Origin of the sequence: Nostoc sp. (genome assembly GCF_036917535.1) — a bacterium.
Lineage (GTDB): Bacteria > Cyanobacteriota > Cyanobacteriia > Cyanobacteriales > Nostocaceae > Nostoc.
This window is the reverse complement of the sequence record NZ_JBALDA010000014.1, coordinates 1-25,773: the sequence shown is the minus strand read 5'-3', so window position 1 is coordinate 25,773 and position 25,773 is coordinate 1. Positions and strand designations below refer to the sequence as shown.

Sequence of the window (25,773 nt, the reverse complement as noted above, 5' to 3'; positions counted from 1 at the left end):
GATAACTCACTCCCCTGGTTGGTTAACACCCACTGGGGGTTTTTTCTAGTTGCGTCATTGATAACAAATGCGTCTCTTAGAGAAATGTTACCGAGTCTTTTCCTCTCAGAGACGCTACGCGTAGCTTGTTTCTCCATAAGGGTACGAGCTTCACAGCCCATCGTAGACATCGCCTCTAATTTAGTTCTTTTTTCCCGGAAGATGCTGGCTACCCCTAGAAAAGATTATTGGTAGATGCACCCTGATAACTCACTCTCCTAGTAGGTTAACACCCACTGGGGGTTTTTTTATTAAAAAAAATAACTGACCCTGATAACTTACTCCCCTGATAGATTAACACCCACTGGGAGTTTTTTTTACTAGTTGCGTTACCAATAGCGATCGCAAATGCGTCTTTTAGAGAAATCTTAGCGAGTCTTTTGCTCTTAGAGATTCTACGCGTAGCTTGCTTCTCTATAGAGGTACAAGCGTCACAGCCCGTTGTAGACATCGCTTCTCATTTAGTTCATTTTTCCCGGAAGATACTGGCTGCCTCTAGAAAAGATTATTGGTAGATGCACCCTGATAACTCACTCCTCTAGTAGGTTAACACCGACTGGGGGTTTTTTTTAATAACTGACCTTTGTACAAATTTATCCGGAGTATGGTCTTCAACCTGAGAACATTTAATTGGTAGATGCACCCTGATAACTAACTCCCCAAGTAGGTTAACACCGACTGGGGGTTTTTTTGCTGTAGACGCGTAGCAGTGAGCCACATAACTGGAGTACATCACTATCAGGCGTTGCTACTGCTGGTAGACCTTGAGTATCCTCCTGTTGTTAGGATAGAGCATAACTTACTCACTCAATCCCTGAATGAATCGCTTTCTTTTTATTGTGAGCTAGAGATGCCACTCCAAAATGATTGCTATGATATTTAATCACATTCTTAATTTTTTTTATATATTTTGAGGAGTTCCCTTTTAACTTTCACTATTTGTCTGCCTGTCTGCCTCAGCAAACCTTATACTAATTTGAAAAAAGAATGCGACAGATACATACGGACATACCTTTGTTCTGTATAGCTTTCTTAATTTTAAATTTTGAATTTTGAATTTTGAATTTTGAATTTTGAATTGGTATTACCTTCTTACTCAGCACAGACTAACAGACTAAATGTCATGCTACCGCTAACAGCACTCCTGAAGCGATTGAAAACTGCTAGAAGTTCCAATTTTTTAGCTGGCTGGGATTAGACGGTCTTTGTGTGGTAAACAGGCGGTCTAAAATTTCTGATTTCTGTTCTGAACTGAAGTTGTCATAAAAATTTTCAAGCTTCTCAACTATTCCGAAATTTCTGAAAGCCTCTAAATTAGAATCTGGTTTTTCAATTAGAGGTTTTTGTCTATTCTGCGAATAAGTAAGTATGTCTACTGTATGATTATTCCTTCGATGCACAAGCTGCATCAATAAATCCATCGCAACAGTTGGCAGAACACGGTAGGTATAATTCACAAAAAAATCAAAAGTCATATTTCCTAGACGGATGCGATCGCCATCTTTGAGCTTGATCGGCCTAAGAGCACGATTACCATTCACAAACGAGCCATTGGTACTGTTAAAATCAATTAAGTAAAAGCCTTGCTCGTCAATATGCTGAATAGCAGCGTGGCGACGAGAAAGATGACTGTCAGCAATGTAAATACCACTGTTGCGATTACGACCTATCGTCCAGATTTGTTGTGGCTGTCGTAAACTTTGAGTCTGATTGTCGCTCAAGTTAGTCATCAGATAAATAGCAGTATTATCCACTACACCATGTACGTAACTCGCCTTGACTCTCCTCAATGACGGTTGAGATAGGTTTTCTAGCTGAAGAATTTCATCTAGAAGGCTGCTGTGATGTTCATACAACTTGAGGAATACTTGATATAAAGTTAATCGGCGCTCTATTTCCGTTTGTGCAAAGTCAGTCATTATACGTAAACCTTATACTACCTAATTTCGGTTGTGATCTACTTCTCCAGCCTACAATCAGGGATAATTGATTTTTTGCTTTTTGCTGTCATCTGAAAAATTTGGTGCTTTAGAATCATTTTATTTTAAAAATTTTGGTTGTGAGATTTCTTGTTGTTTATAACCATCAAAAGCATGGAAATATTTTTATAAAATTATTATGATGCTTTATTGTTTATTGTAAATAATCATTTGTTCTTTGTAACAGATCAAAATCATAAAGATTTCATGAAGAATTTACAAATATCTACGTGTTTTTACTAGATAATTGGATATTTCTGAATATTCGTGATCATGATAGCTACCGACTGGAGTTTAGACTAAATTTTATTTTTCAAGCTACAGCCCTTATGTAGCAAGCATTTTAAACTTGGGAATCTAAATAAGCCTATAAATTAGTAAAACCTTTCTGGATAAGGGTTTGGCGGTTTGGTAAGCAAAATTAGTCTAAACTTCAATACCGAGCAACTTAAACATTATATATATTTGGTCAATTCTGAATAAATCTAAGTTTTTATCGAGAAAAATCAGGGCTAATTTTTCCAGATGTGAGAAAAGTTCGGCCTTGTGATTCTTAGAAAATAAGCTTTTTAAAATTGTTAATAATAATGGAGAGCTTAAAAGCAGAGAGTTGAGGCTATTCTGCTAATCTCAAATAATTGATTTCAATAAAAAGGGTTCATCCGTCAGGATAATCTAGAATCTAATATAGGAGAATATTCGGATAAAGTACAGCGACAAGAGAGTCTATTCCCGACGAATTGGGAAACCCCATTCGTCTATAAGACTTCCAGAAATTAAATTATTCAATTTTGTGAGCGAAGATGATCTTTAGATTCTTCCTCCCCTGCTTAAGAAAGCGCCCCCTGCTTCCCCTGCTTACCAAAGCGATGGGTATTTTTTTAGTTGCAAGTCCCTATAGGCTGGGGTAGTTCACACTTTAAAATCACAACAAGCCTCGTTTCCCATTGGGACGCACGGTCATCCAATTTGTTTTTGCTAATGCTAGCTGCTCATCAGAAATTTTGGCACTGGTGAGATTAGCACCACACAGATTAGCTCCTCGGAGGTTAGCATTACTGAGATAAGCATTGCTAAGGTCTGCACCTCGCAGGTCTGCTCCTTCTAAATCAGCATGGTTAAAGTATGCTTTGCTCAAATTAGCATCTTTAAGATTTGCTCGAGTCAGACTGGCTCTGCCAAAGTCACTATTGTGAAGATTAGCTCCCTGAAGATTGGTTTTTTGCAATTGAGCAGAATGGAAATTTGTTTGAGATAAATCAGCACCTTGCAGATTCAGTAAATTTAAATTGTGTAAGGCAAAATCCCGTCTTCCCTTTAGATAAGCTGTTAATAAACCTTGGGTATCTAACTTCCGCCCAACTTTAGAATTTTGAACTTGTGAACCATTGCTGTTGCTAGTGAAAGTCGTTGATTTGGCCATCCCAGAACCCTGGTGTAATCCTGCGGCTTCCGCTGTCTTGGCTCGTCTAGCACGAATTGCAGCCGCGACCTGTGCCACTCCAGTACTAGTAGCAGGGTTGTTACATAAAACAGCAGAATTTTCCAGGTGGTTATGTGTTCGCTCTTTAGATCCATTATCAGATTTAATCAGCAAACCCTTTGCTAAACTATCTAAGTATGGTTCTATTTCCAATGCTCTGAGAACTTCTGCCGCTGACTGATAGCGATTACGTACAGACACCTCTAACATTTTTCGTAACACATTGCCCAGGTGATCGCTCACTTGCACAAGCTGCTCCCACATCATCTCGCCAGTATTGGGATTGTAATCTAAATCTTTAGGAGTTTTGCTAGTCAGTAAATAAATGCATGTTACCCCCAATGCATAAATATCACTGGCGTAGACTGGACGCATAGCCATTTGCTCTGGAGGTGCAAAACCAGGAGTACCAATAGCATACGCAGTTAATGCTGTCTGTCCTGATGGACTTGTCGCACTTTGACTAATTTGGTTTTTGACGGCACCAAAGTCGATGAGTACCATTCTGGCATCTTGGGTGCGGCGGATTAAGTTGGCTGGCTTAATATCACGGTGAATCACCTTTTGCTCGTGTATGTATTGCAACAGTGGCAAAATCTCGCTCAAAAATTGCTTAACTCCAGTTTCGCTCAAGATGCCATTAAGTTTGACCTCCTCTTGCAAGGTATCACCACTGATATATTCTTGAACTAAGTAGAATTGCTCGCGATCTTCAAAATAGTCTAACAATCTTGGTACTTGGGGATGATTGCCAATCTTACCTAGAGTTTTGGCTTCTCGTTCAAAGAGTTCTCTGGCCATCTGCAAAACGTGTGGGGCGCTTCCTGATGGGCGTAATTGTTTGATTACACAACTCGGTTCTCCTGGTAAGCCTTGATCGTTGGCTAGGAAGGTCGCTCCAAAGCCACCTTGACCTAATGGTTTGGTCGCCTGATAGCGATCGCGCAACAGTAGTTGCGAGCCACAAAACTGACACCTTTGGCTATATACCAAATTTTCTGGATTGGAACAAGTAGGATTTAAACAGTAGCTCATGCACTCTCAACTCGCTGCACGAATAATTACGGGGAGTGTTATACTCCCTTTCAATTATTTAGACATTGATCAACTCTTGCCAGGTAATTTTTGCTGGAAATCCTTTGAAGAGTTCCTAAAGTTTAACTGAGATTACCTAAAGCGATCGCTAAACAAGATTATTTATTATACTTAACATTGATAAATACTGCTTATGCTACTTTCTACCAATTCTCTCTCAAGGCTTGTGACGTGCATCGTGTTGTTATCCTATTCAAGAAATCAGCTTTAATCTGGTTTTTTGCATGGGAGAATTGGTATTTAAAGGTATTGGAGGGCAGTGCCCAACGCCAGTTACTATATTTGGGGAAACCCCAAGACCGTACTGGCTACCCTACAGAAAGTCGCTGTAGAATTTTGGATGCCCAAATTTGGAGGCAATTTAGAATCATCTCCATTAGTCGTTAAGAGATTATTAGCTAGCTTTCATGTTCACACTAATCAGCTGTTCGATAAGTGCAAAAACATCACTGCGGCTGAGTTTCTCTTTACCATTAGCAAGGGCGTCAAGAGTGCCGTTTGCCAAGGTGAAGGGGATTTGACAAAAATCTAAGGCTGGCCCCCCAGTAGGAAGGTCTTTAATATAAGCTTCTGCCAGAGCTAGATTGCGCCGGGCATACTCTTGCATATTTTCTGCACTCCAACCCTCTGGGAAGAATTCTACCCCACGCCCTAAATCTTCAGTATGGTTACGCAAGATATTGACTGCTTGTAAACCACGACCAAAACCAATCGCCTGGGTACGGTTTGTTTGTGTTCCATCATACCAAGTCCACAAGTCAGAAAGTAACAGTCCCACTGCACCTGCAACTCCAAAGGTATAACGATCTAAATCAGATTCTGTATAAATTTTCCAGTTTTTTTCTGCCCAATAAGCCATCCGGTCTGCCATTGCAGCAGTGGCATCCCAAATTCGAGGTGCAATGGTGTCTGGTGCTAGCAGTGACCATTCTCTAATCCTCAAAGTGACTTCTTCTAATGAATTCTCATACCCACTAAATCCTGCAAAGAAAGCATCTACCGCAAAGCCATCAACTCCCGCCTGTAATGTCAGGCTAATGGTTCTTAACAGCTTTGCTTTAGTAGCGTTATCTAGTTCGGGATGATCTTCTATTTCATCAATGGCACGCATACACAAATATGCTGATGCTACTGCTTCTTGCAATCCTGGCGGTAAAAGACTAATTGGAATATAAAAAGTTCGGCTAGTTTCTTTGAGGATTTGCAATGCATCTCTACGTAAATTCATGTTTTCACTCCCCACTTGATTTTTGCACCACATGAAGTTTGCAGTTTTTTGATGATACTGGATATAGTTTTGACTAAACCTTAAAAACTATAGACTATAAGATACGCTAGTATTTCATTTAAAATTTGATAGTTTTTGGTGTTGCAATTAATAAAACTCTCAAATTTATCAAAGTCTAGTCTAGTATAGAGGTTTTTGGGTGCAAAAATGTTTGAAGTGTCGTTTGATATAGCTTTCATAAACTTTTAGTATATATATAAAGAATTATGGTAATATTTGGTTGGATATGACGAAATTTTTCCATAAGCAAACATCCATTTTCGCGATTTAAAAGTGCTTTAAGTCTGCGTTAATCTGACTAACAAAGTGTAATTATTGTATATATAAAGACAATTCAGGAAAAGCTGACAATGGATAACAGTATTTGTATATACCTTTGGATGGGTACAGTGGTTTACCGAAGAGTTAGGGTCAGTTAAATTGGACGACATATAAGGCTGCAATGCCTGAGTTGGACTATACCTAATCAATTGGAGTCAAAACCGCCTTGCTGTTCAAAGTGACATAAAGTGACCAAAACTCAAAACAAGAAGTTCCCGTATATTTACGAGATTGACAATAAAAAAGTTGGCTGTTTGCCCACTCGACACAATATTTGTAAATAAATATTTGACCTCTCATATCATGTCCGCTTGATTGCTTATTAAACCCGAATAACCCCAAAGAGCGTTAAGCTACACTTCGTCTGGCCTCCTTGCTTGTCTACGCTGCACACCCAAGTCTTAAAAACCTAAGCTTGATGAGGTTTTCCTCGTTCCCATACTCTACATGGGAATGAGAAAAATAGTAAATCGAGCTTTTTTCGACTTGTGTACATGCTAGCCCCGCTTACAGACAGGGGATTAAGGAGAACATCAAGAAATTAGTAAGTTTTTAGAGACCCCTCCCAATCTGCTTTTACCAAGGGGAGGTGCCCCAGACGGTGGAGTTTTTTCGTGTATTCATGAAGAATCGGTATTATAGTCGAGATTATGTTTACAAACAAATCGAACAGTTTGTAAAAACTCAAAAAAATATTGAATTATTCCTAATGATTAAATTTTCTGAATTCCTTGTTGATAGTGTAAATATTTTTTCTGTAACTCCTCTGGAATGGGAATCAGACGATTATTTTGCAAACTGACAAAACCACCTTTCTGGCAAGCCATTGCTGCTAACTCATTGTTAGATAAAATTTCAGCTTGCACAGTCCACTTTAAGTGTCCTAAACTACTCAGCCATAAACGTCCAATTACCCGATCAATAATCTTTATCGGACGTTTATATTCAATTTCAGTCCCAGCTAGAATCGGTGTATGTCCTAGCTCAATTTGTTGATTGAGCGGCCAATGTTCATCTAAAAACTTTAGACGTAAATCCTCTAACCATCTGATATACACGATATTACTTACAATTCCCATAAAATCAATGTCGTATGTTTTTACAGGAATTGCTAATATTACTTCTAATGGTCTGTGTAAGTTGTTATTTACTAGCATTATTTCTCTTAATATTTTTTCATACTGCTCGGTCTGTTCAATTAAAGAGAAGTTTCCAAGTATTGATTCAGGTGATTAATGACCCTATGGATATGAATTGAATTCCCATAAAGCTTGCTGATCATTATGCCTCCTTCTAGCGTTGCGATGATGATGGTAGCGATTTCATCAGCACTCACTTCCGGGCGAATTTCACCCTTTTCAATTCCTTTTTCAATAATTCGACAAATTAGATGCAGCCAAGAGTTCATCGCTTGTTGAGCACGTTCTCGCAACGCCGGATGAGCATCATCACTTTCCACAGCAGTATTCAGCAGTGGACACCCTCCCTTAATCGGTGGATTTTCTGCGAAGCTACTAAACACCACAATGATTGCTTGCAGACGTTCTACTGCGTGGCATTTGCTTCGTAATGCAAATCTAGTATGCTGCTTAATGCGAGCGATCGCAAAATCAAAAGCCTGTAGTGCGAGATCATCTTTGCTTTGGAAGTGATTGTAAATTCCTCCTTTCTGCAATCCAGTTACACGCATAATGTCTGACATCGATGAACCTGCATACCCCTGTTGATTAAACAGTTCGGCTGCTTGCTGAAGAATTCTGGTTTTTGTTTCTTCACCTTTGGACATTACAGCGATTTTGATAGTAAGGAGTAGGAGTTTATTGAATTAAAAATAGCTGTAAATAAAATATTACCGACCGAATGGTTTGATTGAACTTAGCATGATACTTGCTTGCAAGTCAAGCTTTTTTCAATACTGAGTAAAGAACTAATATAACGCGAATACGCTGGACGTTTAATCATACTTTCGATTAAAATACGGTAAGTGCATCGTCTTACGTGATTTTGTATGTAAAACCGCAGAAAAACCCAGTTAGAAGTTGAGTTTAGCAGAGCGACTGACCAATAAGCAGTTATCAAAGTCTGTTTGAGCTAAATGCCAGTTGTCATGCTTACAAAAACTTCCACACAGGTTTTAAGTTGTCCAGAAATCCTTGAGAAACACAATAACTTGTCATAACTAGCCCTGTCTATCACCGGGCTATAGTTTGGCTGAGTTGCTGTTCTCTAGCTGCTCGTAGTTAAGTCAGTGAAAAGTTATCAAGGCTTGGTTTGGGGATTTAATCAATCCTTATCGACGCTGCTCACTTTAGAAGTGGGAGACTCAACAGGACTCTGATAACTGATAACTAATTGTTGAAACCCCCGAAGAGTATGCACTATTTCTTACTACCGTTCTTAAGCTTTTTTGTTGGTATCATCGTTGGTTTAACGGGAATTGGTGGGGCGTCTCTCATCACCCCAATGTTGATTTTTATTTTTCAGGTTCCGCCTTCTATCGCTGTGAGTTCTGATGTTGTGGCCGCCACCTTGATGAAAATTGTTGGTAGCGTCAAGCATTGGGAACAAAAAACCCTTGACACAGAAGTTGTCAAATGGCTGGCATTTGGGAGTGTTCCAGGCTCACTGTTTGGAGTGGGGATTTTGCACTTTATTAAACGTACAGGTGAGTATAACCTGGATAATATCTTGCTGCGTTTGCTTGGCGGGATGATTTTGCTAGTCACATTGTTAGCACTAGTGCAATTGTTGTTGTTGACTTTTTTCCCTAAACTTAATTTACCCGAACTGCCAAAGTTAGACTTAGAAACTAACTTTGGTCGATTTATGACAATTACTTTGGGAGCAATTTTAGGCTGTTTGGTTGGTCTAACTAGCGTCTCCTCAGGTTCAATGTTTGCCCTAGTGCTAATTGGATTTTTCCGCCTTAATGCCCGGAAGTTAGTGGGTACAGATATTTCACACGCAGCGATTTTACTGTTGTTTACAGCCCTTGGTCATCTGAGCCTGGGAACAGTTGATTGGAGTTTGGTACTGCCTATATGGCTAGGCTCTGTGCCTGGGGTGTTACTAGGTGCTAAAATCTGTCAGGTAGCTCCGCAACGCCCACTACGGTTTATCATTTATACCATTTTGATGATGGTAAGTTGGAAATTAGTTCATCAGGTTTGACAAAACTCGGTAATAGAGTTTGGTTATAAAAATTTTTCGCTGCTCACTCATTCTCCAAAAAGACGACACTGAGATTAGGTGCGGCTAAATCTATCCCTCCGTTCGTTCCAGTATTCGTAGGAAAACAAGAATTAGCGACATTTAGCAGTGTTTTGGGAGTGCAAGTGACATCAAAGGCAAACAGCGAGGTTCAATCCCACGAAATCCAGGATTGAAAATCCAATGTTGATCAACTTGTCACTCAAGGTAGTAGAGTGAATGTACCTCGCTCATACATAATGAATAGACCCAAGCCAATTAACACAAAAGGTACAACAGCTTTACCGTAGCGACTTAAAATATCAGCAATGGTAGGTTGACGGCTTAAAAAATAAGCGATCGCACACCAAACTCCTATCATGACAAAAAATATACTTAGAATTACTCCTAAGCTGGCAAGGTCATGACCAGCGAATAAGGGAATATATATACTAATATTGTCACCACCATTAGCGATCGTTACTGCTGCGACTTTATAGGTTTGGGGTTGCAAAATACTCAAAATAAAAGACAATACCGGGTTAGTAGGTGTAGACTCTCTAAAATCACTACTGACTGTCTGAACTGTTATAGTTTCTTCTTTTCTAAATAGTAATTGTTGAATTCCAATTGCTATTGGTAGCAGTCCTAGCAATCCTATCCATTCTCGCTGTACAACCAATCCACCAAAAAATCCTGGTAAGCTAGCGATGATAATGGCTGCAAAACCCAGATATTGACCGAGTAAGATATGCTGCCGTCGAAAATTAACATCTACCTGTGAAAAAAATATTAACAAGATAATGATGTCATCTATGTTAGTGGCAATGAAGGCAATTATCCCTTGACTGAAGGCTGTCCCTAGCTGACTCATGCTGGATTTTTAGAATCTCCGATTTACCACCATACCAAATTAACCTTTCAAGTAATTGAACTACACCAATCCTCACTACCCATTTATCATCTCAGTCGTAGTCTAAATACCTGAAAACTACTGTCAAATATGAGCGAGTTAGTTACTGAAATTACTACAGGGGCAATTGCGTTCATTGCCACTAACATTGATGATATTGTTATTCTATTGTTGTTTTTTTCTCAAATAAATACTAACTTTCGCCCTCGGCATATAGTTTCTGGTCAGTTTCTCGGTTTTACAGTTCTGTTAATTCTTAGTCTTTCGGGTTTATTTGGTGGATTAGTTTTATCAAAAAACTGGATTGGATTACTTGGTTTACTACCAATGTCTATAGGTATCAGTAGCTTAGTCAATCAGGAAGAAGATTCATCAAAAGAAGTTGTAGCTGCCACACAAGAAGCTGAAATATCAACAATTCCTAGCTTTTTTTCTCCCCAAACTTATAGTGTGGCTGCTGTTACAATTGCCAGTGGTAGCGATAATATTAGTGTTTATATACCTTTATTTGCTAGCTGCAATTTAGAGAGTTTTTTGGTAATTATCGGATTATTTTTTATATTGTTAGGAATTTGGTGCTACGCCGCATATAAATTAATTAACAACAGAGTTATAGCTGAAGTATTTACTCACTACGTTAATAATCTTGTGCCTTTTGTTCTTATCGGATTAGGCGCTTTTATTGTATTAAAAAGTGAAGCTTTAAGTCCAATAAAGCTAGCTGCTAGTGGTGTCTGTTTGATTATTTTGGTGAAAAAAGATGAAAGTACCGATGAATATTAAACCATTGCCTGCTTTGCCAATTGGGCCGTAACCTTCTTTTTTAGCCACAATACTGCCATAATCAAGACTCATTGGTGTCTCCAACACACAGCACTATATCGTATTCTGCAACAGTTTTCGCCGTTACTTTTAAGGAATCTAAAGTGCTACAACATAGCTGGAATAAAAACTACATCAATTTAAAAGTTTAACGACATTAATTTGATAACACGACAAATATAGCAGTCGCCAAAGCCGTTAGGACAGTTCGTGGGAAACGCGCCTTCAACAGGATACTATGTGATTTTATTGCTGTCCTAAGCTCCCTGTCCATTGCTATAAATTGTTATCCGACAGCAACCTGAGATCTATGGGCTTATATCTCTAGCCCCTCACCAAAACAGTGCTGAGTCAAAAAGTAATAATCGCACTCAGTACAGAAGGTTTGAAGCCCCTACTTTTAAGTATGGAAGAAGAAATAAATATTTATTTCAAGCGGAAAGTGCCACAAGAAATAATACGTCCTTACTTCAATCCCCCCGTTTCGCTATGGGGTTACTCAGATCAAAGGCGGAGCGTCTCCGGCTTTGCTCGACACTACTGAATCATTACCTCACACTGAGAAGAATTGATGTAATATAGTTCGCAAGAGCCGGAATGGAAAACAATGTTCGTAGAATATGGAACTTGATCCAGCGCGCGCGAATCTCAGTCCAGTTATCAGGTGGAGTTTGCACTGACCATTCTTCGATTTGCTTATTGATCCGCACGTTTGTCAGCAGTGCGATGGACATGACTGCTGCATAGCAGAAAGTACCTGCCAAGGCAAATTGACCTGACGCTGAGTCAATTCCGGGGGAAAGCGCCAATAATAGAATCCCGCCTAAGAGCGCGCCGACAGCGATGATCGGCATATAAGGATCGAATGTCTGATTTGTTGCTTGGTGAAGCTCTGTGTACCTGGAAGCAGAGGAGAGGCGAGCCATCGCACGCGCTAAACCGATCCAATTAACCATCAGCCCACCAGTAGCCAATGCTGCCAGCATCAACACAGTTAGACGAATAATGAGTGCAATCTCCATCACCTATACCTCCTAAGGGCGTTGTTGCATAAAAAGGCAGAGGGACTGACGTGGTAGGTTTTATTTACCACAACAAAACCACCGTATGAAACGTCAATACCGCATCCGCACTGGCAACGGTACGCCCGATAAAGTTAACTATAATATTGCCACCGCTGCCTGTCGAACTTAGGCTGCTGGTGCATAGGGTAATTCGGCTAGAGCGTAACCCGTTACTCCCGAAGCAGCAAAGCCCAAAAGTGCCTCTTGTTCGAGAGTTAGTGGCTGCGGCAGATATTAGACCTCTTGCATGAATCCTCAAAACCCCACCCCAACCCTCACGCCACTTGCTTGGCTGTCGGCAGAGCCGCCCAACGCAGTGGCTCCTCTTGGTAAGGAGAGGGAGTAAACTTGCTCAATTTTCCCCCAATATATCGGGGAGCCACTGCATTGCGAAGAGAAGTCTGAGCGGAGGCTTCCTCCGATCAGAACTTCGGGAGGTTCCCTCCGTTGTAGCAAGTGGCGTGGGATTAAGGGGGTCTATTAATATTTGTGCAAGAGGTCTATTGACTTTGATAATCCAATACAGTTCAGTTAAGCTTTTTTCTCTCCCCCTGCTTCCCCTGCTTCCCCTGCCTCCCCTGCCTGCCTTAACAAATAAATTTCCTTAACTGAACCGTATTGTTTGATAATCTAAAGGACTACCTAGCTTCATTCCTTTACCAAAGCGGCGCTCGCGCCGTCGAAGCATTGCTTCGATTAAAGAATAGTCTTCTTTGTTTGCCATAATTGGGTAGTGTTGGAATAATAGCAAGGGTTTCGGCGTTTTATAATTTAGCCGATTTTTTCGTCAATATCCTTACCCAGCAAGGGGTTCAGAAATACCGTGCGTTCGCTTTGGAAGGCTTCTAGTTCACTCAGCATCGCTGGCGATATCAATCAGTGCGTTTGAGGGCAAGTTCGGATTGATCGCCTTACGCGCACTGTCAACGCCCACAACGGGCAGCGTACCAGGATCGAGCAAGCCGATTTGAACCAATACACTCGCTTGATCCCAGTAGATATGCTCATGGGCTAGCTTGCCGTCACGGAACTGGACAATCGCTACCAGTGCCACTTCAACCCTTTTTCCTGTTGGAGCAATGCCGGGTAGCATCCAGTCCATCCTCATGGTATGAGTGAACTTAAACACCATTTCATCGACGAGCTGATCAGTCCCGATCGTGCGCGAGAGCGGGGTCAGCTCGGTGTCAGGCGGCATCTGTGGAATGAAGTATTTGGAATAAAACTCGTGCAGTGCAGGTTGCCCTACTCCCCCGGTCATTACCGGAATGTTGTTAACGTAAGCATTATCAACCATTGTGGCGAGGGTATCTTCAGTGTTGTGAGTGACAAACTCGTCCCGCAGATGCTCTTCCCAGAGTTCTTGCAAAAACTCCTGGGCTGGTGTCAGATTGGTGATTGCCTGTAAAGAAGTTTGTTCGTCCATTTGCTCTTTGACCATGTTGGTGTAAGTTCCTGATTTACGCTCTCCTTTCATGACTCTAGTAAGGAATGGCACTAAGAAAAGCGCAAATCCTTAATCTGGCTGGCTTTTGGGTGTAAGGGTGTAGGGGAAAAATTAAAACTAAGTAATCAGATTGACGAAACATTGAGATTCTTCTGTAGTCATGATTGTTTCTCCTGTTTCAGGTTTAATTTGAAAAACGTAGGATGGCTTAGCGTAAAGTAACCCAGGGCCTTATTATATTAATGCTGTCTTTTGTTTTTTTAGGACTTACGCAAAAAAACTCTCAAATCTTCATCAGTCCGTGTCCTCTGCGGTCGGACATAGATAAATCCAAGCGATCGCTTCTACAACAAAACCCCCTAAATTAGTCACCAAAAACCTTAAATTCCATCGCTGGCTTTGGATATTCGCTGTTGCTTTGTCTGATTTACCAGGATACGCAGTACGTATCCTAGCAGAACCTTCTTAGGGAGTGAATGGCTCCTCCTCAATTGCTCGACAGGAATCGGCTTGACAAGTACGCAGTTTATTCAGTCGGTCAACATGCCGTTTGAGTAGAGTTGGATCGGCTGTAGAAACCAGGTTGTTCAACTGATATGGGTCTTTTTTGATGTTGTACAGTTCCTTCGCCCCAGTTTCATATTCAACATAGGTATAATCTTGTGTGCGGATCGCCTGGTAAGTAGGGATCTTCGGTATTTGGTGTTTTCGCTCTGGTTGAAGCTGTAACTGTTCATCATCTCCAAGTGCATTGTCATTGAGTTTGTGTTCTACTAGAAATGCATGACGCCACTTAGGGAGTTCTGGTGTCGTACCCTTTAACAAGGGTAAGAACGAGCGTCCATCAACAAAAGCGGGTGGTTTAACTCCAGCAATATCAGTAAAGGTTGGGAAAAAGTCGATATTACCCACTTGCTCTTGCAGTTTCTTGCCTGCTGGAATTCCCGGTCCACGCACTACTAGATTCAAGCGAATATCTTCCTCGTAGGCACTTTGTTTGCCTGAACTTATCCGGTGAATACCTTGTTTGTAACCGTTATCAGAAGTGAAAACGATGTAAGTATTGTCAAGTTGCCCATTTGTCTTGAGCGTATCGACCAACTTGCCAATTGCCTCATCAACTGACTGTAGCGATCGCAAGCGCTTTCGATAACTTTTATCAATGTCGTCGATTTGTGTTTGATTGAGTCGATCCAGATTTTGAATGTATTGAGGCTTAGTACTAACATCAGCTTCGTTAAAATTGTCTGGACGGGGCGCTTTAGCATCTGGAAAGAGGTTCTTATGGCGTGGTGCTGGCGTATATGGTGCGTGAATGTTAAAAGGAGCTAGATAAACGAAAAACGGTTTGCCGTCTTTGGCAGAACGTTGGATGAAATCAATGGCAAAGCCAGTATAAACATCTGTACCGTAGTCTTTGGGCTTGTCACCGTACTTGATCAGCTTGCCATTCTTGTTCAGCGTGTAATTGAACTGAGAGTAAGGATTGCCATATTTCTTTTGGCCATTTTCCATCGGGCTATACCACTCTGTCCAACCAGGCGGAATGTAGGTATCATTGGGAGCTGTGTTGGGGTAGCCATTGAGGTACTTGCCAATCAACACTGTCCGGTAACCATTTGCCTGTAACGAGGTGGCGATCATCTGTTTTTCTAAGCCTTGGGCATAGACTTTTTGGAAACCCCCATCAGGTAAGGAGTTAGTCAAGACCCCTGTATTATGGGCGTTTTGACCGCGCAAAATACTCGTGCGCGATGGACAGCATAGAGACACGTTTACAAAAAAGTTAGGAAATGTCACGCCCTGGTCGAGCAAAAGCGACTTAATGCGTGGTGCATATTTCTCCGGATTTCTGTTAATTGTGTCAGCGTCCATGTCATCCACTAGGACGAAAACAATATTAGGTTTACTTGTCTGAGTGAAAGCTTTTTGTGGTGCTGATAAAAGCACATTGACTACTAAAACGCCGATCATTATTAGAACAAAAAACTTCGATCTCAAATTGAATGTTTTCATCAAATGACCTCTTAATTTACAATGTCATAGTTTCATTTTTTGGTTTTGGGGCTTTGGGCATAGTAAAAAACCAAACTTTTATCAAAACAGAATTCAGGAGTCAGAATTTAGAATTGAATTGGAGTCTGACTGGTAGATGAATAAAGGGGTTTAAAACCCCCATTAAATTGAATATTTAAACAACTGCTATATCTCCTGATAAATCGTCCATATTATTTGACTCTAGCAATATATTTTTGTACACTAATACGCTTAAGTTTTTGCCCTTGAAAGGTGGACATACTCTAAGCAAAAGATATTATTAAAATCAGAGATATCAAGGGACTATCACAAACATTGGTATTTTCTAATTTGTCGCCAGCACTTTTAAAGTGTCGAAACATTTCTCGGAGGCGGAATGTCTCCGACTCCGCTCAATATCAAAACGCTTTTTATAAGCACTTGGTACAGGTACCCTCTCCTCTAATTCTTAATTGGTAGCAGTGAAATGAATTTATTCACTGTGGAAAATCAAAGGTTTTTAGCTGAGCCTTCTGATTCTTAATTGGTAGCAGTGAGATGAGTTTATTCACTATCTTGCGCCGCTTTGATGACTCCAGATAGCTGCAAAGCAAAGCTGAGTCTTGATTAGCGTAGCACGAGAAATTCACGATACTCTGGCGCAAACCTTTACCGGAATTACGCTGCAACTCAACAACGCTCATACTACGCAACTGTTGATGCCGCGATCGCCTGGGACATTATTGAGCAAGTCAAAATCCTGGCGCGGGCTGGACTTGCCGAATCTCGTCGTTTAGTCTGGTCACTGCACCCCAACGCTGATGAGTACCAGGATTTAGTCGGATCGTTACAGCAATCGCGTGAAGCTGTTAGCCAAAGGCAAAAACACTCAAGCGATTAGTTTAGCATTGGGCATTACTGAAGGAACCGTCAAGTTTCACATTACTAACATTTTGCAAAAACTGGGCGTGAGTGATCGCACTCAAGCAGTCATGACTGCCTTCCAACGTGGAATCGCCAATCTATAACTTAAGCTTTACAAGAGCGATTTTTTTGGGAGAGATGGGCAAGAATTAATCAAGGGCTTTTACCATCAATCATCCCAAATACTTTGAAACTTAGTGTCTCTAACACACAGCACTACATCTTATTCTGCAACAGTTTCCACCGTTATTTGACAGTACGGTTCAATTAGTTTTGAAAATTCCACTCATAAACCCTTTTGAGTAGGGTTCGTCTGTTGAAGATTTTTGACAGCCCTTTGCCAAATCCTTGACTTAAAGTAAATTTGGCTCAGAACTCAGAGATTTTGGACTAGGATAAGATCTCAAATCCAAAATCTAAAATTCGTCTATCAAATCAAACTTTACTCAACCACTCATTCTCTTCTGGGTCTTTGAAGAGTGAGGTGCTGAGGTAACGTTCGCCGAAGCTAGGCTGGATCATGACGATGAGGCGACCTGCATTTTCTGGACGTTGTGCCACTTGAATAGCTGCGTATAAAGCAGCGCCAGTAGAAATCCCCGATAGCAATCCTTCTTCTTTTGCTAGGCGACGGCTGTAAGCGATCGCTTGTTCATCCGCTACCTGAATCACTTCATCTACCACTTCTGAACGATAAATTGCTGGGATAAATCCTGCGCCAATACCCTGGATTTTGTGAGGCCCTGATTTACCACCTGTTAACACCGGACTGTTGCTTGGTTCAACTGCGATCGCTTTAAAACTTGGCTTTCGTTTTTTAATAACTTCTGCAACTCCCGTAATCGTCCCACCAGTACCCACTCCCGCTACGAGAATATCTACTTCTCCATCGGTATCATCCCAAATTTCTTCGGCTGTGGTTTCGGCGTGAACTTTCGGGTTAGCAGGGTTGCGGAACTGCTGCAACATATAAGCATTGGACGTTTTAGCTACAAGCTGCTCTGCATGAGCGATCGCTCCTCGCATCCCTTCTACCCCTGGCGTTAACTCTAGTTGAGCGCCATAAGCTTTGAGCATGGATCGTCTTTCGTGGCTCATTGTGTCAGGCATCGTTAGAATGAGATGGTAGCCCTTGGCAGCTGCCACCATCGCTAGCGCAATTCCTGTATTTCCAGAAGTTGGCTCTACTAAAACAGTTTTTCCGGGGTGAATCAAGCCTGCTTCTTCCGCCGCTTCCACCATACTCGCGCCAATCCGGTCTTTCACAGAAGATGCTGGATTCATGCTTTCTAGCTTCACCACAATCCGAGCAACCGCTCCTGAAGCTTGGGGAATCTTGTTTAATTGAACTAAAGGAGTTCGTCCGATTAACTCTGTGATATCTTTCGCTATCTGCATGGGGGTACTCCGTCGTGTCTAAATATAATACATTGGACTCTGCTGGGCGCGAGTTTCTCTTTCCTCGCACAAGTCTTGGAGTGTATAACGACCCAAAACTTCAATTGAGGCAGCGTTAGCTTGCTCCCAAACTTCATAAACCAGAGTCTTTTCTAGAGTCGGAGAGTTAGAAGTATCTTTCTCTTTCCGCTCGCCTTCGACCAAAGTGACAATTTCAAGTATTGTAATCTGCCAAGGTTCACGAACTAAAACGAAACCTCCTTTAGAGCCGCGTTGACTCTGCACCACACCAGCACGCCGGAGGTTAGTCAAAATTTGTTCTAGATAGCGCTCAGGTATTGGTTGTTTAGCAGCGATCTCGCTCATGGTCAAAGGAAGTTTTTTTCCGTGGTGGCTTGCTAGTTCTAAGAGTGCCAGCAGCGCGTATTCCACTTTGGAAGACAGATCCAAAAGAGTGTAGTTTTGGCTATTCAACACTGTACTCAATATACTACGGTGAATTGAGGGACTTATCGCAGTTTATGCGAAATTAATTTTTTTCAACTGTGGAATGTGATAGCATCCCACTTATTCCCCACAAAAACACTATAATCTATCGACTTACCGTAGATTGCTATTTAACACAATTCCCATAAATAACTCGATCTTTTTGTGGGAATTATCCTGAGTTTCTGTTTTCAGAATCTCACCTACGAACAAAAATCTCAACAGAGTATGCTACTAACTGATTTGCAAACTATTTTTGAGCGTGACCCAGCAGCCCGTAACTGGCTAGAAGTATTGTTTTGTTACCCTGGATTCCAAGCCCTAATATGCCATCGATTGGCACACTGGCTGTATAAAATTGGAATTCCTTTTATACCAAGATTCATTTCTCATCTTAGTAGGTTTTTAACCGGAATTGAAATTCATCCTGGGGCATTAATTGGCCAGGGAGTGTTTATCGATCACGGCATGGGAGTTGTGATTGGTGAGACTGCGATCGTAGGGGACTACGCTCTGATTTATCAGGGTGTCACCCTTGGCGGGACTGGGAAAGAAAGTGGCAAACGCCATCCAACTTTAGGCTCTCATGTGGTTGTGGGAGCGGGTGCGAAAGTATTGGGAAATATTCAAATTGGCGATCACGTCCGCATAGGAGCCGGTTCTGTGGTGCTACGAGATGTCCCCAGTAACACTACAGTAGTTGGGATTCCAGGGCGCGTAACTCGTCAGAACAACTTAAATAATAATGTTCTGGATCATAATAAAGTACGCGACGTAGAAGCTGAAGTAATCCGCGCTTTGTTTGAACGCGTCAAGTCTCTAGAGAAACAGTTCGAGCAGTTGGAAGATCAATCAAGTTTGTCTCCAACTGAACTTGGCGACGAACCAATCGGTAAACCTAAGAGCAAAAATTCTGATGGGATGATTGAAGATTTTCTTGATGGTGCAGGAATTTAATTTAGGGAATGGGGCATTGGGCATTGAGAAGAGACAAGGTAGAGGGGGGAGATAAGGAGAGAAGTCTGAGCGCCGGCTTCCGGCGATTAGAACTTCGGAGAGAGACTTGTTCAATAAATTCTCCCTTGTCCCCCATGTCCCCCTTGGCTCCCCTACTCCCCTGCTCCCCTCTTTAAAATATCCATAGGTTCTTATAACCTGATATAAATGTAATACTACGGTTAATTTATCGGAGAATAGTTTTATATAATATGGTGTCTTTGTACACAAGCTTCTCTAGTTCAAACAGTAACAATACTAAGCAACTTTTTGCCCGTAGGTCATTTCTACCAGAGCATTATAACGACCTTTGGAAGATTGAAACGGGTTTTGTCAGAACTTTTAGCTATCTAGAAGATGGTACAACTGTTGCTCTAGGATTGTGGGGTCCTGGAGATGTCATTGGTAAGAGTTTGTCAAAATTAGAACCTTATCAGATGGAATGCCTAACTAAAGTGGAGGCGACAGTCTTACCTTTAAAGGAGTGGACTGAACTAACAGAAACTCTACTTGCCCATATCCAACAAGCTCAAGAATTAACGATCATTCGTAGTCATAAAAAAGTGGATACTATGCTCATCAAGCTGTTGGCATGGCTATCCAAAAAGTTTGGTTCAGAAGTTGAGAAGGGACGTTTAATAGATATGCGTCTAACTCATGAAGACCTAGCAGAAATGATCGGTTCAACTCGTGTGACTATCACTCGTGTTCTTGGGCAGTTTGAGCAAGAGGGCTTGATTGATCGTCTCTCTCTACATCGAATTGTGTTGCGAGAAGAGGAAATTTGGTACTATGAAATTTAAATTATTTTAATAAAACTAGCTATCGCCGTCAGCATTCGGCTTGCCCACAATTCTAAAATTCAAGAATTCTAGGTAAGCTAAACCGCTAGAAATTTGTGGCACTGTTCCCCGCAGTTCAATGTCAAAGCATCCTTCTGCATTTGCATTTGGTTGTAGCATAGCCTTGGTAATATTAACTACCAAGCTATAAGTAGAAATTAACTGCGAAATCACGGGTGCTTGCAGATAGCATTTGGGAATATGTATCCACAGACAAATCAGAGTAACTTGGCTTTTTTCGTAAACTGAAGAAACCAGTAATAATCTGTTTTGGGAATTGTTTTTTTGGTTATTTAGTGCTGTCATTGGATAGCGATCGCTATAAACGCTAGAAAAATCCAACCAAATCGGTAGTCCCAGTTTTTCTAAATAACTCAGGCTAGAGTAGAGTTGCTTTGTTCTCCCCCACAAATCCAAGTCAAATCAGCCATCATCTTGCGTATCGGGTTGAAGCAGCGCACTGGTGATATTGACTGTTAGTCCATAACGAAAAACTAACTTGGAAATCACTGGTTCGTCTTAATGAATTGATTAAACTTAAACTCTCATAATAACGAATTGTCATAATGAATATTCCAGTTAAATCCGTTATCTGACCAATTAAAAGCAATTTTTTATCTTGAGTTAACATAGTAGATTTTCTCAACTTTTGTAATTACTACATATTTTGCTAAATATCAAGTGGTTTGAGAGTCAAGCCAAATATTAGCATCAGTATTGGAACTTTTTATCTGATTAGAGATTTTACTATGTTGTAAATTTTCAAATATTTATTATAAATGAATATTGGAAATTTAACTGATATTAAATTAGCAGATTTCTGACATTTATAATAATATTTGTTCAATATTTTACCTGATAATTTTTGTACATTTGTTAGGTAGCTGTTTCTCATGGTACTGAAAGTAACTGTTTTTTTGAAGTTTTCATGTTACTTCTAGATTAACTGCTTCACTTCAAGTGAAACCATAAAAATGAATCTCAACTCGCAGACTTTTAGCTCAATCCGTAAACCTAAAATTTTCAATAATCCAGAGCGTTTTATTGAGGGATGGTATTGGGTAATACCCTCTCAAAATCTGCGGGTAGGTGAAGTAAAATCTGTCACGATTTTAGGTAGAGAATTAGTAATTTACCGTGGTAAAGATAAAAGAGCAGTTACCTTAGATGCCTACTGTCCACACATGGGCGCTCACCTTGCTGAAGGTAAAGTTGAGGGTAATGCACTACGTTGTTTTTTCCACCACTGGAAGTTTGATGCTGAGGGGATGTGTATTGATATCCCATGTTTAGATGTGCCGCCTTCCGTAAATTTACAAACTTGGCCCACTGCTGAAAAATATGGGATGATTTGGGTTTGGACTGGAGAAATACCACAACAGCCTCTACCATTTGTTCCAGAGTTAGAACAGAAAGAGTGTCATGTAGCCATTCATTCCCACTTCTTGCTGAATTGTCACCCCAATGTGGTGATGATTAATGCGATTGATGCTCAACACCTTAATACAGTTCACCAATTGCCACTAGAAATTATTTTTGAAAGATACGAACTGAACGAGAATGCGATTATCTTCAGTAATACTACACCCATCAAAGACAATTTCTTTTTAATTAAGCTCATCCGTCTTTTCTACAAAAATGTCATAACTTACAGTATTTGCTATTGGTACGGTAGTATTGGCATTGTGACAATTGGCCCTGATTTCTTACATATCCACATGATGGTTGCAGTTCGCCTCTACGAAGGGGGGAAAACTGAAGGTCAAGTTGTGTTGATGACTAAAAAACGTAAAGGAATTTTTGGTTGGTTATACAATCGAGTCGTCCTATGGCTGACTAAGATTGCGGCTAAGTACTTTCTCATGGGTGACATCAAGATTCTCCAAACAATTCAGTTTGATTTGAAAACTCCTATTAAAGCAGATCACTCAATTATGCAGTTTATTAACCATGTTGAAAAACAGCAATCCCTAATGTGGGAGACTTGGAAAGAAGCGCGATCGCGCGATGTGGAGAGCAAGCCCAAGCGTGAGAGATGGGAAGATACAATGAGTAATGACTAAGATCATGTCTATTATGACCAGAAATTCGTCAGACTGTTTGGCCAATTAAATGCACGCGATATCATAACTATTGTCAACAATCTTTGTAACATATAAATCGTTTGTAGGGGCGTATAGATGTACGCCTCTACCAATGAATGTTTAGCAGATATTTTGCGAAATATAGGAATCCTATTTGATTTTTGAAAAAACTCCGTACATCTCAAGAGTGGGAAAATCAAAGGTAGTGTGTCGAATAAACCACTCAAACATCCGTTTTAAATGCGAGAATGTTGGAATTAAGGCACAAAAACGTCGAACCCATGTTTTGGCTTGCAACCAAATATCCTCTATCGGGTTTTGTGACGGACAATTGGGAGCAAAGCGAACACAATGTATTTTCCATTGGTCAGTTGGCAAACCAAGATTTACTTCATCTAAAAAACCTCGAATTTCTTTGGAGCGGTGGTAACTAGCACCATCCCAAAAAATTAGCAATCTTTGATTATGGGACTGGGCTTGTAAATAACGTAGATAATCAATCGTATTTCCTGAGTTACCAGGATCATAAGATTTAAGCAGTAATTTTCGTTCTAGATAATCAACTGCACCATAGTAGGTCTGTTTGTCTCGCTCGTTAACCACTGGAACGGTTATCTGTTGGTCTGTTTTCCCCCACACATAACCGCTTAAGTCCCCCCACATCAAATGACACTCATCAATTAACAATACTCTCAACTTTCCGGCTTCGATTTCGGAGCGGTTACTTGCCAAGAGTGTTTCAATCTCTTTTTTTTTGCTGCAACAGCATCTTCGTCGGCTTTCGGATTTAGCTTTGTGGTTTTTTTCAACTAATAGAAGCTGCATCAAATAAGTCGTAGTAACTTTGTTTTGACTCATAGACCACATCGTACTCAAAAGCTAGCTTGTACTCCAGTTTACTAAGCTCCCAGCAGTTCTTCGTAGAGAGCCAACTCAATACCTCCTGTCGTTGTTGGGCACTCAGATAGCTCTTTCTTCCTTTATGGTTCAACCGTAGACCATCAATTCCATTCTGCTCATAAGCTTGTTTCCAACCTGTTATCGAACCAAGCGATACATCTAGAATTGTCTGAATCTCTTCATATAAGTAGCCTTGATAAACCAGTTTTACTGCTAACGCTTTCCTCACCTCACGTGCATGTGGACGTTGAGCAATAAATTCTTGCAGTTGTGCGAGCGCACAAAGGCTGCTTCCCTGCGAGAGTCTTGTTGCTTGTAGATGCTCCTCTATCATTGTCTGCTATTACACTTCTACACCCCTATGTATTCTCTCTTAATCTTTTTCAAAAATCAAATAGGAGTCCTATAGTATAATATTTAATAAATGTTAAAAATTTAACAAAGTTACTTTTAACTTTTAATCAATTTTTTATTGGAGTACCAGATAAATAAAAAGAAGTGGCAAAGCCACTTCCTAATTCCCAGGTAGAACCTAAGTTATGAGTATAACGACTACAAAGAATTGAAATAGTATAAACAAACACCAATTAACTGAATATCTCTATTTTACTTGTTTCTAAGTAAGTAAATTCTGATTTTTATGCACCAAATAACTGTATATTTACATAAGTATTATGATTGCAATCCAGACTCAATTTTGTCCAATTCATCGCTAAGATGTGCGAGTTTCGTCTCTTCATCAAGAAGTTGCTGTTCTAATTGAAACTTAACTGCCGTACCAGCCTCAATTGCTACAGCTTTCTTCATCTGCTTAAACTTCTCACTGCGGATGTCAAATTCTGCCTGAAGTGCGTCTAGTTTTTGTTGCGATCGCCGTCGTTGTCCAGCAGTTAAACTAGTAGGAATTGGACTAGTTTCAATAGTTGCTGTTTCACCAGGCAAAAATTTACTTCCACCAGCGTAATAGCAAAGGGGAAAATTATCGCCCAAATCCAGCACTTTATTTACAAACGGGTGCTGCGGCCCTGATGCTCTTTTTGGCACTTGGTCAAACAAGTAAACTAAAATATCAAGAATACGTGCATAGCCATCCTTATTCACCGCCGCTTTCCCTTGCAAGGCTGACAACAAGCAATCTGTGAAAGCACTGTAGGGTTGACCCGTGTAAGAATATTCGTCTTCTCGCGAAGAAGCAACCACAACTCGACCGCTTCCCGTTTCTAGCATATTTAACAGTTCCGGCGGTAAGGGTGATTTTACAAAGGTTTCCCCTGGTTCCTTCAAGGCTGGAACGCCACCAGCATGACAGCAATCTAATAAAACTACGAGTTTACGCGCTGTAATTGCTTCAATTTTTTGAGTAAATTCTACACCGGAGATAGCTGTGTCTGCGCGTTGACTGGGGTCATAGCCGAATGGTATAAGGAAGTATTCATTGGTGCGCTGGATGCGTCCACCGTGACCAGAGTAGTAAATGATCACAGTTGTATCAGGATTTTGATTTACTTGGGCGATGATTTGGTCAAAAACTGTGAGGATGTTTTGCCGAGTTGCAGAGGTTTCGGTGAGGAGTGTGACTTGTTCTGATGGATAGGCGGCGCGATCACCATCAATCAGTATATCTCGTATAGCCGTTGCATCGATGACTGTGACTGGTAAATCAGCACCTACGCCAATAACTAATGCATAACCGTTGGTAAAAGTTTGGTTTGTCATACGGTGGGTGAGGAATGCGATCGCCTTTTATACTCTATAACTTGTGGAGAAGTGCGATCGCATTTCCTTTGAGCGATCTGGTCTATTTTGATAAACCACTGATACGCTTTAAAGCAGAGTCAGCATTCTGGCGAACACCTGGATCTGAATCTTTCAGTGCTTCAGTCAGGGCAGGGATAGCAGTCTTTGCCTGTGAACCTAAGTTCCCTAAAGCTGAGGCAGCGGTTCGGCGAACATCTACACTAGCATTTTTCAGGGCAGCTATGAGATTATCAACTGTTGCCCTATCCCACAGAATTACGTCATTTCCGCTAGCACTAGCTAGTGTTTGAGCATCAGGGCTAAATGCTACGGAAGTCACTGGATTTTGTAAATTCAGGGTTTGCAGTTCTTTACCAGACACATCCCAGAGTTTGATTGTCCTGTCATAACTGCCAGAGGCGATGGTTTTGCCATCGGGGCTGAATGCCACGCTCAAGACATAACTGCTATACCTTCTGAGGGTTTTCAACTCTTTCCCGGCTGAATTCCACAATTTGATTGTCCTGTCATAACTGCCAGAGGCGATGGTTTTGCCATCGGGGCTGAATGCCACGCTCAAGACATAACTGCTATGCCCTTTGAAGGTTATCAACTCTTGCCCGGCTAAATTCCACAATTTGATTGTCTTGTCATCACTGCCAGAGGCGATGGTTTTGCCATCGGGGCTGAATGCCACGCTCAAGACATAACTGCTATGCCCTTTGAAGGTTATCAACTCTTGCCCGGCTA

At 40.9% G+C, this 25,773-nt stretch carries 21 protein-coding genes and 3 pseudogenes; 7 read left to right on the top strand and 17 right to left on the bottom strand.

Annotated features, from left to right (window positions below; translation table 11 throughout):
* Window positions 1-1,202: 1,202 nt before the first annotated feature.
* The 5 genes from V7K56_RS03820 to V7K56_RS03800 all read right to left on the bottom strand — a co-directional run bounded on the left by V7K56_RS03820 (window position 1,203) and on the right by V7K56_RS03800 (window position 7,991).
* The gene (locus tag V7K56_RS03820; RefSeq protein WP_334907765.1) at window positions 1,203-1,958 is read right to left on the bottom strand and encodes an FHA domain-containing protein; all 756 of its coding nucleotides are present in this window, start codon (window positions 1,956-1,958) and stop codon (window positions 1,203-1,205) included.
* A 985-nt stretch (window positions 1,959-2,943) separates the two neighbouring features.
* Window positions 2,944-4,536, bottom strand: coding sequence for a serine/threonine-protein kinase (locus tag V7K56_RS03815; protein ID WP_334907763.1), 1,593 nt, complete (start codon window positions 4,534-4,536; stop codon window positions 2,944-2,946).
* A gap of 454 nt (window positions 4,537-4,990) precedes the next feature.
* Entirely contained in the window at window positions 4,991-5,824 is an 834-nt protein-coding gene (locus V7K56_RS03810) for a phytoene/squalene synthase family protein (protein ID WP_334907759.1), read from the bottom strand.
* 1,094 nt (window positions 5,825-6,918) lie between these two features.
* Window positions 6,919-7,362 (bottom strand): acyl-CoA thioesterase, encoded by a 444-nt coding sequence (locus V7K56_RS03805; RefSeq protein ID WP_334907757.1) that lies wholly within the window; start codon window positions 7,360-7,362, stop codon window positions 6,919-6,921.
* 41 nt (window positions 7,363-7,403) lie between these two features.
* On the bottom strand, window positions 7,404-7,991 hold the full coding sequence (locus V7K56_RS03800) for a TetR/AcrR family transcriptional regulator (RefSeq protein ID WP_334907755.1): 588 nt from the start codon (window positions 7,989-7,991) through the stop codon (window positions 7,404-7,406).
* A gap of 587 nt (window positions 7,992-8,578) precedes the next feature.
* Here V7K56_RS03800 and V7K56_RS03795 point away from each other — a divergent pair.
* Entirely contained in the window at window positions 8,579-9,376 is a 798-nt protein-coding gene (locus V7K56_RS03795) for a sulfite exporter TauE/SafE family protein (protein ID WP_334907754.1), read from the top strand.
* A 241-nt stretch (window positions 9,377-9,617) separates the two neighbouring features.
* Here V7K56_RS03795 and V7K56_RS03790 read toward each other — a convergent pair whose 3' ends face one another.
* Window positions 9,618-10,268, bottom strand: coding sequence for a cadmium resistance transporter (locus V7K56_RS03790; RefSeq protein WP_334907752.1), 651 nt, complete (start codon window positions 10,266-10,268; stop codon window positions 9,618-9,620).
* A 129-nt stretch (window positions 10,269-10,397) separates the two neighbouring features.
* On the opposite strand from V7K56_RS03790, the gene V7K56_RS03785 reads away from it, so the two are divergent.
* Complete coding sequence (locus V7K56_RS03785; protein WP_334907750.1) at window positions 10,398-11,090, top strand: cadmium resistance transporter; 693 nt, start codon at window positions 10,398-10,400, stop codon at window positions 11,088-11,090.
* A gap of 587 nt (window positions 11,091-11,677) precedes the next feature.
* On the opposite strand, the gene V7K56_RS03780 is transcribed toward V7K56_RS03785, so the two are convergent.
* The 3 genes from V7K56_RS03780 to V7K56_RS03770 form a co-directional block, all read right to left on the bottom strand.
* On the bottom strand, window positions 11,678-12,151 hold the full coding sequence (locus V7K56_RS03780; protein WP_334907748.1) for an anthrone oxygenase family protein: 474 nt from the start codon (window positions 12,149-12,151) through the stop codon (window positions 11,678-11,680).
* Between the two features lie 892 nt (window positions 12,152-13,043).
* Window positions 13,044-13,670, bottom strand: coding sequence for an ester cyclase (locus V7K56_RS03775; RefSeq protein WP_334907746.1), 627 nt, complete (start codon window positions 13,668-13,670; stop codon window positions 13,044-13,046).
* Window positions 13,671-14,105: 435 nt separating this feature from the next.
* The gene (locus V7K56_RS03770) at window positions 14,106-15,614 is read right to left on the bottom strand and encodes a sulfatase-like hydrolase/transferase (protein WP_334907744.1); all 1,509 of its coding nucleotides are present in this window, start codon (window positions 15,612-15,614) and stop codon (window positions 14,106-14,108) included.
* A gap of 665 nt (window positions 15,615-16,279) precedes the next feature.
* On the opposite strand from V7K56_RS03770, the gene V7K56_RS03765 reads away from it, so the two are divergent.
* Window positions 16,280-16,453, top strand: coding sequence for a histidine kinase (locus tag V7K56_RS03765; protein WP_334907742.1), 174 nt, complete (start codon window positions 16,280-16,282; stop codon window positions 16,451-16,453).
* Between the two features lie 63 nt (window positions 16,454-16,516).
* Window positions 16,517-16,684 carry a LuxR C-terminal-related transcriptional regulator gene (locus V7K56_RS03760; RefSeq protein WP_334907740.1) on the top strand — a complete coding sequence of 56 codons (168 nt, stop codon included), beginning with the start codon at window positions 16,517-16,519 and terminating at the stop codon, window positions 16,682-16,684.
* 163 nt (window positions 16,685-16,847) lie between these two features.
* Here V7K56_RS03760 and V7K56_RS36920 read toward each other — a convergent pair.
* The 3 genes and pseudogenes from V7K56_RS36920 to V7K56_RS03750 all read right to left on the bottom strand — a co-directional run.
* Window positions 16,848-16,928: pseudogene (locus tag V7K56_RS36920) on the bottom strand (hypothetical protein); the annotation flags it as partial.
* 87 nt (window positions 16,929-17,015) lie between these two features.
* On the bottom strand, window positions 17,016-17,978 hold the full coding sequence (gene cysK / locus V7K56_RS03755) for a cysteine synthase A (RefSeq protein ID WP_334907738.1): 963 nt from the start codon (window positions 17,976-17,978) through the stop codon (window positions 17,016-17,018).
* A gap of 18 nt (window positions 17,979-17,996) precedes the next feature.
* Window positions 17,997-18,479, bottom strand: coding sequence for an RrF2 family transcriptional regulator (locus V7K56_RS03750; protein ID WP_334908035.1), 483 nt, complete (start codon window positions 18,477-18,479; stop codon window positions 17,997-17,999).
* A 213-nt stretch (window positions 18,480-18,692) separates the two neighbouring features.
* Here V7K56_RS03750 and cysE point away from each other — a divergent pair, with 213 nt between their 5' ends.
* Both cysE and V7K56_RS03740 read left to right on the top strand, forming a co-directional pair.
* Complete coding sequence (cysE, locus tag V7K56_RS03745) at window positions 18,693-19,421, top strand: serine O-acetyltransferase (RefSeq protein WP_442939909.1); 729 nt, start codon at window positions 18,693-18,695, stop codon at window positions 19,419-19,421.
* Window positions 19,422-19,672: 251 nt separating this feature from the next.
* The gene (locus V7K56_RS03740; RefSeq protein ID WP_334907737.1) at window positions 19,673-20,263 is read left to right on the top strand and encodes a Crp/Fnr family transcriptional regulator; all 591 of its coding nucleotides are present in this window, start codon (window positions 19,673-19,675) and stop codon (window positions 20,261-20,263) included.
* 15 nt (window positions 20,264-20,278) lie between these two features.
* Here the strand turns inward: V7K56_RS03740 and V7K56_RS03735 are convergent, their stop codons facing one another.
* Both V7K56_RS03735 and V7K56_RS03730 read right to left on the bottom strand, forming a co-directional pair.
* Complete coding sequence (locus V7K56_RS03735; RefSeq protein WP_334907735.1) at window positions 20,279-20,719, bottom strand: NIL domain-containing protein; 441 nt, start codon at window positions 20,717-20,719, stop codon at window positions 20,279-20,281.
* A gap of 67 nt (window positions 20,720-20,786) precedes the next feature.
* Window positions 20,787-20,933: pseudogene (locus tag V7K56_RS03730) on the bottom strand (heavy metal-responsive transcriptional regulator); the annotation flags it as partial.
* Between the two features lie 343 nt (window positions 20,934-21,276).
* Here V7K56_RS03730 and V7K56_RS03725 point away from each other — a divergent pair.
* A complete protein-coding gene (locus V7K56_RS03725; RefSeq protein WP_334907733.1) occupies window positions 21,277-22,365 on the top strand; it encodes an aromatic ring-hydroxylating dioxygenase subunit alpha in 1,089 nt (362 codons plus the stop codon).
* Between the two features lie 171 nt (window positions 22,366-22,536).
* Here V7K56_RS03725 and V7K56_RS03720 read toward each other — a convergent pair.
* The 3 genes and pseudogenes from V7K56_RS03720 to V7K56_RS03710 form a co-directional block, all read right to left on the bottom strand.
* Window positions 22,537-23,620: pseudogene (locus V7K56_RS03720) on the bottom strand (IS630 family transposase).
* A 338-nt stretch (window positions 23,621-23,958) separates the two neighbouring features.
* Window positions 23,959-25,002 (bottom strand): caspase family protein, encoded by a 1,044-nt coding sequence (locus V7K56_RS03715; protein WP_334907731.1) that lies wholly within the window; start codon window positions 25,000-25,002, stop codon window positions 23,959-23,961.
* Window positions 25,003-25,084: 82 nt separating this feature from the next.
* Window positions 25,085-25,773: HEAT repeat domain-containing protein (locus V7K56_RS03710; protein WP_334907729.1), on the bottom strand; the 689-nt coding region annotated here is incomplete at its 5' end.

Coding starts and splice junctions, on each gene's coding strand:
- V7K56_RS03820 (WP_334907765.1), bottom strand. CDS start 1,958: ATGACTGACTTTGCACAAACGGAAATAGAGCGCCGATTAACTTTATAT.
- V7K56_RS03815 (WP_334907763.1), bottom strand. CDS start 4,536: ATGAGCTACTGTTTAAATCCTACTTGTTCCAATCCAGAAAATTTGGTA.
- V7K56_RS03810 (WP_334907759.1), bottom strand. CDS start 5,824: ATGAATTTACGTAGAGATGCATTGCAAATCCTCAAAGAAACTAGCCGA.
- V7K56_RS03805 (WP_334907757.1), bottom strand. CDS start 7,362: ATGCTAGTAAATAACAACTTACACAGACCATTAGAAGTAATATTAGCA.
- V7K56_RS03800 (WP_334907755.1), bottom strand. CDS start 7,991: ATGTCCAAAGGTGAAGAAACAAAAACCAGAATTCTTCAGCAAGCAGCC.
- V7K56_RS03795 (WP_334907754.1), top strand. CDS start 8,579: ATGCACTATTTCTTACTACCGTTCTTAAGCTTTTTTGTTGGTATCATC.
- V7K56_RS03790 (WP_334907752.1), bottom strand. CDS start 10,268: ATGAGTCAGCTAGGGACAGCCTTCAGTCAAGGGATAATTGCCTTCATT.
- V7K56_RS03785 (WP_334907750.1), top strand. CDS start 10,398: ATGAGCGAGTTAGTTACTGAAATTACTACAGGGGCAATTGCGTTCATT.
- V7K56_RS03780 (WP_334907748.1), bottom strand. CDS start 12,151: ATGGAGATTGCACTCATTATTCGTCTAACTGTGTTGATGCTGGCAGCA.
- V7K56_RS03775 (WP_334907746.1), bottom strand. CDS start 13,670: ATGAAAGGAGAGCGTAAATCAGGAACTTACACCAACATGGTCAAAGAG.
- V7K56_RS03770 (WP_334907744.1), bottom strand. CDS start 15,614: ATGATCGGCGTTTTAGTAGTCAATGTGCTTTTATCAGCACCACAAAAA.
- cysK (WP_334907738.1), bottom strand. CDS start 17,978: ATGCAGATAGCGAAAGATATCACAGAGTTAATCGGACGAACTCCTTTA.
- cysE (WP_442939909.1), top strand. CDS start 18,693: ATGCTACTAACTGATTTGCAAACTATTTTTGAGCGTGACCCAGCAGCC.
- V7K56_RS03740 (WP_334907737.1), top strand. CDS start 19,673: ATGGTGTCTTTGTACACAAGCTTCTCTAGTTCAAACAGTAACAATACT.
- V7K56_RS03725 (WP_334907733.1), top strand. CDS start 21,277: ATGAATCTCAACTCGCAGACTTTTAGCTCAATCCGTAAACCTAAAATT.
- V7K56_RS03715 (WP_334907731.1), bottom strand. CDS start 25,002: ATGACAAACCAAACTTTTACCAACGGTTATGCATTAGTTATTGGCGTA.